At 48.0% G+C, this 9625-nt stretch carries 10 protein-coding genes; 3 read left to right on the top strand and 7 right to left on the bottom strand.

Features of this window, described 5'->3' with window-relative positions:
* Positions 1–14: 14 nt before the first annotated feature.
* The 7 genes from M3630_RS20295 to M3630_RS20325 form a co-directional block, all read right to left on the bottom strand.
* Positions 15–227, bottom strand: a complete 213-nt coding sequence (locus M3630_RS20295; RefSeq protein ID WP_016740291.1) for a hypothetical protein — start codon at positions 225–227, stop codon at positions 15–17.
* Positions 228–339: 112 nt separating this feature from the next.
* Positions 340–1275 (bottom strand): type II secretion system F family protein, encoded by a 936-nt coding sequence (locus tag M3630_RS20300; RefSeq protein WP_173610709.1) that lies wholly within the window; start codon positions 1273–1275, stop codon positions 340–342.
* 4 nt (positions 1276–1279) lie between these two features.
* A complete protein-coding gene (locus tag M3630_RS20305) occupies positions 1280–2206 on the bottom strand; it encodes a type II secretion system F family protein (RefSeq protein ID WP_353057251.1) in 927 nt (308 codons plus the stop codon).
* Positions 2184–3572, bottom strand: coding sequence for a TadA family conjugal transfer-associated ATPase (locus M3630_RS20310; protein ID WP_251253294.1), 1389 nt, complete (start codon positions 3570–3572; stop codon positions 2184–2186). The genes M3630_RS20305 and M3630_RS20310 overlap by 23 nt, the downstream gene beginning before the upstream one ends.
* A gap of 13 nt (positions 3573–3585) precedes the next feature.
* Positions 3586–4743 carry a CpaE/TadZ family protein gene (locus M3630_RS20315; protein WP_173610712.1) on the bottom strand — a complete coding sequence of 386 codons (1158 nt, stop codon included), beginning with the start codon at positions 4741–4743 and terminating at the stop codon, positions 3586–3588.
* A 3-nt stretch (positions 4744–4746) separates the two neighbouring features.
* Complete coding sequence (locus tag M3630_RS20320) at positions 4747–5574, bottom strand: CpaB family protein (RefSeq protein ID WP_251253295.1); 828 nt, start codon at positions 5572–5574, stop codon at positions 4747–4749.
* Between the two features lie 96 nt (positions 5575–5670).
* Entirely contained in the window at positions 5671–6126 is a 456-nt protein-coding gene (locus tag M3630_RS20325) for a prepilin peptidase (protein WP_173610714.1), read from the bottom strand.
* A 310-nt stretch (positions 6127–6436) separates the two neighbouring features.
* Here M3630_RS20325 and M3630_RS20330 point away from each other — a divergent pair, with 310 nt between their 5' ends.
* The 3 genes from M3630_RS20330 to M3630_RS20340 all read left to right on the top strand — a co-directional run bounded on the left by M3630_RS20330 (position 6437) and on the right by M3630_RS20340 (position 9460).
* Positions 6437–6751, top strand: a complete 315-nt coding sequence (locus tag M3630_RS20330; protein ID WP_251253296.1) for a thioredoxin family protein — start codon at positions 6437–6439, stop codon at positions 6749–6751.
* Between the two features lie 130 nt (positions 6752–6881).
* Positions 6882–8033, top strand: a complete 1152-nt coding sequence (locus M3630_RS20335; protein ID WP_173610716.1) for a response regulator — start codon at positions 6882–6884, stop codon at positions 8031–8033.
* Between the two features lie 32 nt (positions 8034–8065).
* Complete coding sequence (locus tag M3630_RS20340) at positions 8066–9460, top strand: DUF4832 domain-containing protein (RefSeq protein ID WP_251253297.1); 1395 nt, start codon at positions 8066–8068, stop codon at positions 9458–9460.
* Positions 9461–9625: the final 165 nt, after the last annotated feature.

Here is a 9625-nt window from a genome sequence, read left to right on the forward strand (position 1 = left end):
AGCATTCACTCAGATTACTTCCCATCCAAGTCTCCGATGATATTGCCAAGCGTTTCACCAATTGATTTTCCCACACCGTCAGGATTACCTTTGAAGTAAGTAATTACTGCTCCGAATACGGCGATCACCACACCTGCCAGCGCGATCCATTCAATGGCTTGAGCACCTTTCTGATTTTGCAGGGCTCCTTGGACTTTTACATACAGTTTTTGCATCATGGTTTTCATAAAAAATCTTCTCCCCTCATGGTTAAAATGAATTTGATAAGACAAATGATTCACATTACTACTCATCCCATCTTTGTGACGGGCATCACCTCCCATAAAGCCAAAACATACATTATGGCATGATGCCAGAGAACAAATCGAGGTTCTCTAAAATATTCAATACCATCAAACCGCCAATCAGGATAATCGCTGTAGGAGTCACGACAAACGTGGTGATCAGGGTTACTTTCGGTGACGCCTTGGCCGCCTTTTCCTTAATCAGCTCTTTACGGATTCTTCGCATGTTTTCCGCCTGTGCCTTGAACGTGACAGCAATCGGTACTCCCAGGCGCATCCCCTGAATGAGCGCTTTGATCAGCATTTGAAACTCCGGATTATCGTTGCGTCGAAGCAGTTGTTCATACGCCTTTTCCCTCTGTACACCCAGATCCAGCTCTTGATTGAAACGGGAAAACTCTTCCCGAATCGGTCCGTCAAAAAACTTGATGACTTCGCGCAATGCCTGATCGAGACTTACCCCCGCTTGCAGGGTGACGCTCACGGTGTCGAGAAATTCCGGCAGGTCATAACGAAGCTGATTTTGACGATCACGGGCTTTGTTCTTCAGCAGAAGGATGGGCAGAAAGTATCCAATCAACGGCCATCCGATCAGGCCCAGATGCGACAAGGGAAAGCCTAGAATGAAAAACAACGCGCCGGCAATGATGCCGAGCAAAGCCATGAATATTTTGACTCCTTGAAATTGGGCAACCGTCAAATCTAACGGGCGTCCAGCCTTCAGAAGCCAGTCCTCAACCTCATGTGACTCACTAAAAAAGTTGATGCGCTGACCCATGACCGCATAGTCGTCTCCATACCGAAGCAGGCGTTTGACCAGGCGTTCGGATGAGGTTTCCTTCTTGCGCACTCCGTAGTTTTTGTGTCCGGTCACCTCATGGACATGTGTGAGCAGTTTTTGCTTCTCGATGGAGTAGCGATACCACTCCTTCAGACAGATGGCGAACAGCAAGAGAAACAAGAACACGCATGTAATTATGAGAGCATCCATGTTTTCACACCTTTATGTTGGTCACTTTCTTTACGAGGATATAGGACAGAAGAGTTCCGATTACGAACAACCCCAGAAGAAAAAGACCAAATCCGGAAAACAACGGATCAATAAAGCCTTCGTTCATCATGTTCATCATCAGTACCAGGGCAATCGGCATAATCGGCACCAAGATGGAGACGTATCGCTGTTCTGCCGTCATCGTCTTAATCTCCTGATTCACAATGCGGCGATCCTCCAATGTCTCCGCCATTTCCTGCAGCACTTGGCTCAAATTCCCCCCTGCACGCCGTTGAATCAATAGCGTAGCAGTAAAGATACGGAAATCCCGCGTCGGTATCCGTTTTTCCATATCAGAGAGCGCGCGGTCAAAGCTAACGCCAAGCTGCAGCTCGCGCGCCATGCGGCTGAACTCTTCGCCAGCAGGGTAATTCATCTCTTTTGCAACAAGTGTGATCCCCTGTGAGAGCGTAAGGCCTGCCCGCAATGAGTTTGCCAAAAGCCGGCACACCTCGGACAGCTGTTCGTTCAACCGCTCCTGGTACTTATTTCGTCTTACGAAGAACAACACGTTCTGTATGAGATACATCACCGCTGCACCAATAATGATGTTGTAAGGAAAGGGAATATTTACCACGTTACTGAGTAAGAAAGTGAGTCCCATAGTCCCTACAATCAAAATTCCGTAAAACTCCGAGGGCGCAAGCGGGAAGTTCGCTTTGATCAGCTTTTTTTGGATTTCCTTGGCATAGGGCGTCTGGTCAAATTTATCTCCCCAAACGATGACGACACTTTTTCGTTTCCCCTTTACCTCGAACCATTCTTCCGCTTTCTTTTTCCATTCGGTCTTCTTGGCCCTATAACCGAGATACTCGTAGATGCCCCAGATGCCGAACAACACCGCAAGACTAAACAGAATAGGCATGGTCACGATGCTTCCCTCCTTCCGCCCTAAAAATGGATTCATCCAGATTGATTCCAAAAACTTGGAGCCTCTCCAAGCACCGTGGGATCACTCCGGTTGCCGTAAAATAACCGAGCACTTCCCCTTTTTCGCCGATTCCCTTCCGCTGGAAACGAAAAATCTCGTTGACCTCCACACGTTTGTCTTCCGTTTTCGCTACTTCCGAAATCGAAACGATTTTACGTGTCCCGTCTGACAGGCGTGTGACCTGGACAATGATATCCAACGCACTGACGATATATTCACGGACGATCGTGGAGGGCAAATCCATCCCTGCCATGACAACCATCCCTTCCAAACGGTTGAAGGCATCCTGCGGTGAATTGGCGTGTACCGTTGTTAGCGACCCTTCATGTCCCGTATTCATTGCCTGTAGCATGTCAAATGCTTCTGCACCCCGTACCTCCCCGACGATGATTCGGTCTGGCCTCATCCGCAGGGAATTTCGCACGAGCTGACGAATGGTGACTTCTCCTGTTCCCTCCATATTGGGCGGGCGTGCCTCCATCCCAATACAGTTGGGGTGAGTCAGCTTCAGCTCGGCCGAATCCTCAATCGTGATGACACGTTCATAATGAGGAATGGCTTTTGCTGTCGCATTGAGCAACGTCGTCTTACCGCTCCCCGTACCGCCTGAGATCAGGACGTTCATTTTGGCTTCCACTACGGCTTGAATAAACTGGGACATCGGTTCACTGAAGGAACCGAACTGCATCAGGTCATCCATTAAATACGGCTCTTTGCGGAATTTACGAATTGAAACGAGCGTCCCATTCAGACTAATCGGAGGGATGACCGCATTCACGCGGCTTCCGTCCTTCAATCGGGCGTCGACCATCGGTGAGCTTTCATCGATTCGGCGGCCGAGCGGTGCGACAATCCTGTCTACAATATGCCGCAAATGTTCCTCATCGCGAAATTTCAAATCGGTCAACTCGAGCCTTCCCCGCTTCTCGACGTAAACAAGGCTATGCCCATTAATCGAGATTTCCGTGATTTCCGGGTCTGCGAGCAGCGGTTCGAGCGGCCCAAGCCCCACCGATTCATTGATCAAACGAGTAAGCAGAATGTCCTTTTCATTTCGTGGAATGACTACTTTCTCTTCCGACATGTATTGTGATACGAGACGTTCGATCGCGAGACGCATCTCATCTGAACGTAGACTAGTCAGTCTCTCCAGGTTGGTTTCACGCAAGAGTCGGGTCTTGTAATGCTCAGCCAGTTCGTCAATATACGGATTGAAGGAAGGAGCTGCTAGTGTGGCAGCGAGTGTCGTCTGCTTTGCCTCATCCCCTGGCGCTGTCTGCTCTTGCTTGCGTCGGAATAAAGCCATCTAACTCCCACCTTTATGACAGTTTCTTGAGTACCCATTTTCTGATGTCTTTCGCAGCCGGAGAGAGCTTCTTCTCATTCGGTTCTTTTTGCAATGGTCGGCCTTGATTGACGGCCGCTTGCACCCCTTGATGATCTCTGCTGATTTCAGCAGTAATCGGAGCGTTGAATAGTCCTTTCAAATCTGATACGTTCAGTTCGTTATCCCGTCCCACCTGGTTGACGATCACTTCGAGCCTGCCTGCCGTATCAATCCGAAGACGTCTGAACAAGTCTTCCACGAGTCGGTAAATTTGCACGGACGGTGTGTCCAGATTCATCACGTAGTAAATCATGTCCGACTCCGACAAAGCGGCAAAGGTTAGCTCATTCATATGCGTTGGCAGGTCGAGAATGACAAAATCATAACTACGGCGACTGGCGCGGATCAGCCTGGTGACGAAGGCTTCGGACATATTCTCGGCTGTCTCGGCATCCCGCGGGCTGACCAGCACCTCCAGCTTGGAATAGTTCTCCCTCTGCGCCACGTTGCGAATATGAAATTCGTTGATTTCGTCCATAACCGGCATCAGATCGCCCAATGTACGGTTGTTTTCAAACGACAAGAAGGTTTCTACACCGCCGTATTGGAGATTGAGGTCGATGAGCAGCACACTTGCCGTAGATTCCAGCTTCAATGCTTGCGCAAAGCCTGTTGCCAGCTGTGTTCGCCCGCTTCCCCCTTTTCCGCTGTAAAAGGAGTACACCTTCCCCCGTCCTCGCACAAAAGCCTTGCCGGATACATCCGCGCCCTTTTTTCTCTGTTTGATTAGAGATAGATCGGATATTTTGTCGAGACGATCAGACAAAAGGTTTAGCTCATCAGGCATGACGATGTATTCAACCGCACCCGCACGGACGACATCTCGCAGCAAGACAAAATCCTGTCTTTCCGTGAGATAAATGACAATGCCCTCCGGCAGCTCTCCTTGTATATACTGCACCAGCTCTACTCCTGCTCCGTCTTCCGGTTGCACGAGCAAAACGACATCGGGCCCAATGCGGTCAATTTCTTTTTTCACTTCGCTGGAAGTCGTGTATCGTACTTGTTCGTAAACGGACAGAATTTCCCTCAGCATGTCTTTTACAGAGTCGTAATCCGCAACGACGAGAATTTTCATATCTTTGTTCATGACTTACCCTCCGGTTTTCGGTGGTTGATTAGTTGGCTGCAGTGGTACCGAAGTTGGTTTGCCTTGTGGCTGAACCGGAGCCGCTGGTGGTGTCTGGACGGCGGGCTGTGCCGCAGGTGGCGTTACGGCTGGTGTCCCAGGCTTGGCGTTGGCTGGTTTGCCAGACGGTTTCGTCTGTTCCGGCGCAGGCTCCACAAACGGATCAGGAATGCCCAAGTCTCCTTTGCCCACATTCGCTTTCAAAATGCGAACCATCTGGGCGTAATGCTGCTGGTGAATGAATTTCGGCGCTTCCTCAAACGGCAGTTCCAAAGCCACGCCCTTAAAGCTGTTCTCCGATTTCGCTACCATGGCGACAGGCACGTCTTTCATGAACACTTCCGTTACGGGCTTTCCACTCACCTCATGCGAGATGATGATGTCGACCCGGTCTAGCGCTTCCAACTCCTGATCGAAGACGATATTATTCGATGAAAATACTGTCACGAGCCTGTTGTTCTCGTCTCGAACAACGTTCGCTGGCTTCATGATGTTTTTCGTAATGATATCCCCCTTCGACAAAGGGACAATCGTGACTTGATTTTTCAAACTGGCTTTATCGATGACGTACGAATCATCCGCGTACTTTTTGGGGATTTCCCTTACCGTCAATTGGTCGGGTTGAATCAGTGCCCGAGATGGAATATCTGCATTTGCTTCGTATATTTCCACCATTTCACCCAGTTGCGCATTCAAATCCTTGATTTTTTGCAGAAACAGAAAGCCCGCAAGTGCAGCAAGTAGGAATGATAATACAAGGAAAATGATTGCCCTACGTTTTGATTCCAACATCAGAAGATTCCCTCTCTTTTTCGAAAAATCCATTCATGTACATTCTTTGTCGTTTTATTGCCAAGATTGCGAATCAACAAACTTATGAGAAAGGCACTAGGAATACATAACCATGACCAGCATGAGACTGGTCCCACCCGCAACAAAGGGGGCCAACGGGATCTCTCGCTCGAGCTTCGTCCTGCCTGTCATTTTGGCGATGGCCCACATAGGAAGCACGCTGACTCCTGCAAGCAAATACGTAAGCACGAGCACGACCAGCCCCGCTTGCCATCCAACCGCTGCACCGACCAAAGCGAGCAGCTTAATATCCCCTCCGCCCATCTGACCGTTGCTGATCACCGCCATGAGTAATGAAATTCCTCCCAGCACAATAACTCCCATCGCATAAGTCAGCCATTTCTCTGGATGAAGGTACGCATGCAGAACGAGAAAATACACAATTCCCGGAAGCGTCAGCCAGTCGTAAATGAGACGGCGGCGTAGGTCGGTATACATAGCGACTGCCATTACGAAAAGAATGGGAATGATGACATACCAAGATAACACCATATGTCCTCCTTCCTGCTTTTTGAGGAAAATTTCACCATTACAGACTGTATATTAGAGAAATTTGTTGCAAAAACATCCATGTTTTTTGTATATTTTTTTGAAAAAACGCTTTCATTGCCTCTTTCTATGGATTTTTGCACAGGACATTTTTCCTTCTCTCGCCTAAACTTCTGAAATCCAAAACTACACGAGGTTTGTCGAACTTTGTACAGATTTTGTTCGAGAGTACATCCGTTGTCGTTCCGTGCGGCAAACATTTTTTGTGCTATTCTAGTAAAAAATCGGCGAGAAAAGGTGGGAATACCGAACCGTGCAGGAGTATCTCGAACTGACTGAACTACTTGCAGAGATTGAACGTTATCCGACTAGTCTGTTGTTTATTAAAACGGCAAACTGCGGCGTTTGCGATGTCACCTACGCAAGAACTGTAGAACTGCTAAAACAATATCCACAAGTGAAAAGTATAGTGGTATCCATGGAGAAAACACCCAATATTTCCGGTGAGTTTCTCGTATTTACTGCTCCAGCGGTCCTGCTGTTTATGGACGGAAAAGAAGTTTTTCGGCAAGCCCGGTTTGTATCATTTGATGAGTTAGAGCGTGTTTTGACCTCCATCACTTGCTAAAAATTCACATTTCCTATCACTGTAAAGGTTTGGATAACCTCTCTTTTGATGATAGAGTAGAGAGTATGAATTAATCAGATTCGTAAGACAATCTGTTGTATTTTATCGTTTTTTGAAGGAGAGACAGTGGATGAGAGCCTTATTGGTAGACGACGAGCAACTACCCTTGATGCATCTGCAACGATTGCTGGAAAAAGATGTTGGCGGCGTTAAGGTAGTCGGAGCCTACACCAATCCTCTCGAAGCGATCGATCAAGCAGTATCCCTTCAACCAGATGTCGTATTTTTAGATATTAATATGCCGCGCATCAGTGGGCTGGAGATCGGAGAACGTCTGCAAGGAATCGATAACTCCCCGGAGATTGTATTTGTCACAGGGTACGATAAGTACGCCGTTGATGCTTTTGAACTGTGCGCGCTGGATTACATCATGAAACCCGTACAGCTTCAACGCTTGCAAAAGACAATGGACCGTCTTCGTGAGCGAATCAAGTCCGCGAAAGAAGCCGCGCCTGTCAAAGAAGAATCAGTCGTTTCCATCCAATGCTTCAATAGTATTTTGTTTCACCAGCCGAATCAGGAGCCGCAAGAGATCAAGTGGCGCACGAATAAAGCTCGTGAGCTATTCGCGTATTTATTGCATTACCGCAACAAGATGATTGACAAAGATTCCCTTATCGAGCTTTTGTGGCCGGACTATGATGGGAGCAAAGGCGTAACCCAGCTATATACGACGATTTACCTCATCCGGCAAACCTTGAAACGCTATGGTCTCCAAACGATATCGATCAACAAAGGCAATTTAGAAGGCGGCTATAAGCTGACGATTGATTCGGCTACGATCGATGTGGAGGAATGGGAGAATCGTCTCAAACAATTACTCCCCCTCTCTCTTGCCAATATACAGGAGTATGAGCAAGTGCTCGCGACGTATACAGGTGATTATTTCGGAGACTACGACTATCTGTGGGCAGAGTACGAGCGGGAAAGACTCCGCAGAATGTGGCTGCAGCTCGCCAAAACAATGAGCAGCTTTTATTTGGGACATGGCAGAGTACGTGAGGCGATCAACGTCAACCAACGCATTCAGAATTTGCACCCGCTTGAAGAAGACAGCTACATGATCTTGATGCAGCTGTACGCTTCCTTGGACGATCATGCGGCAGTCGAAGAGCAATATCAACTCTTAACCTCTCGGTGGGAGACTGAACTCGGCTCTGCTGCAAACGAACATATCACCAAGTGGTATCACATATGGAAACAGGAAACAGAAGAAAAGTAATGATACTCTCTCACTAGATCTAGGGGGCACTCATGAAGTTCAGAAGTGGTCTATACAGCGTACTTCTCGCTGCTTTTTGCATTCTACCTTCCTCAGCCGCCGCCTCCAGTTATGGAACGGCGACCTATTCACCAAAACAAACCCAAGATGTGCTCCAAAACCCGTATATGGGACTGGCTCCCGACTCACAGACGGGTAATCTTGAGCAACCACATACCCTCGTCTATGCCAATCTTACCTGGAGGATGCTCGAGCCCACCAAAGGAGAATATGCATTTGATGAGGTCGAAGATGCGATCCGGTTTCAGGAATGGACAGAAAAAGATGTCAAGTTCATCCTCCGTATCGTTATGGATATTCCTCACAACAAATCGGACATGGAGATACCGGATTGGCTATACAACGAGATCGGCGGGGACAATGACAACTTTGAAGATGGCGAGTGGTATCGAAACGACTATGGCAAAGGCTACAGTCCCAACTACAGCAATCCATTGATCATTACATACCACAAACAGTTGATTGACGCTCTGGGAGAGCGTTACAAGGACGATCCCCGCATTGCTTTTATACAACTAGGAAGCGTCGGTCACTGGGGAGAATGGCATACCGATACGTCTATTCCTTTCCCTGCGACAGAAATCACGGATCAGTACGTCCAACCGTATCTGGATAACTTCCCTGATTCCATGCTACTGATGCGAAGACCACATCCAGTCGCCAAGGAGTACAAACTAGGCCTGTTTAACGACATGTTCGGCAACAAAGATGATACAGACAGCTACCTGTCCTGGATACAGAAGGGCTACGTATCCTGGCTGACCAAAGAGAAAATGCCTGCCATGCCTGACTTTTGGAAGTACGCACCAAGCGGTGGAGAGTTCTCCCCATCCGACTCGTTAACTAGCTACTTTACTCGCTCCTCGATAAACCAGGTAATCTCACAAGCCAAAGCTTCGCATATTAGCTGGCTTGGCCCCAATACACCTGCACAGTTCGAAAAAGATGGCAAGCAACAACAATATTTGAACCGCTTTTTAAACACGATGGGCTACCGCTTCACCATCACCAAAGAGACACATGCCAAAACAGTCGAGCCCGGAGAAAGCCTCGCTGTAACGATGGATTGGCAAAACCTCGGTGTCGCTCCTTTTTATTTCCCGTGGATTCTCGAGCTGTCACTCATGGATGAAGATGGCGAGATCGTAACCAAGACCAAAACGGACGAAGACATCCGCAAATGGCTTCCCGGCAAGAAAACTGTCAAGCAAAGCTTGGATATCCCGGATGATTTACCAGAAGGAACATACACACTCTGTGTGGCTATCCTCGATCCTCATACAGAAGAACCGGGCATTCAATTAGCCATGGAAGGAAAAAGAGCGGACGGAAGATACACACTAGGCAAGGTTCAAGTACGGAACTGATCATCAAAGAAAAAATCCCTTCCTGACAGCCTGTGGACTGACCCAGTAAATTGAGACAAGGAAAAAGCACCTCCTGAATCGTATTCCAAATATGATTCTAAGGAGGTGCTTCTTTAATGGGCACAAGAGTGCATTACCCAGAAGAAGTAAAATGGCAAGTGGTAA

Source organism: Brevibacillus sp. MER 51 (assembly GCF_023714195.1).
GTDB lineage: Bacteria > Bacillota > Bacilli > Brevibacillales > Brevibacillaceae > Brevibacillus.

Coding starts and splice junctions, on each gene's coding strand:
- M3630_RS20310 (WP_251253294.1), bottom strand. CDS start 3,572: ATGGCTTTATTCCGACGCAAGCAAGAGCAGACAGCGCCAGGGGATGAG.
- M3630_RS20320 (WP_251253295.1), bottom strand. CDS start 5,574: ATGTTGGAATCAAAACGTAGGGCAATCATTTTCCTTGTATTATCATTC.
- M3630_RS20335 (WP_173610716.1), top strand. CDS start 6,882: ATGAGAGCCTTATTGGTAGACGACGAGCAACTACCCTTGATGCATCTG.
- M3630_RS20340 (WP_251253297.1), top strand. CDS start 8,066: ATGAAGTTCAGAAGTGGTCTATACAGCGTACTTCTCGCTGCTTTTTGC.
- M3630_RS20300 (WP_173610709.1), bottom strand. CDS start 1,275: ATGGATGCTCTCATAATTACATGCGTGTTCTTGTTTCTCTTGCTGTTC.
- M3630_RS20295 (WP_016740291.1), bottom strand. CDS start 227: ATGAAAACCATGATGCAAAAACTGTATGTAAAAGTCCAAGGAGCCCTG.
- M3630_RS20325 (WP_173610714.1), bottom strand. CDS start 6,126: ATGGTGTTATCTTGGTATGTCATCATTCCCATTCTTTTCGTAATGGCA.
- M3630_RS20315 (WP_173610712.1), bottom strand. CDS start 4,743: ATGAACAAAGATATGAAAATTCTCGTCGTTGCGGATTACGACTCTGTA.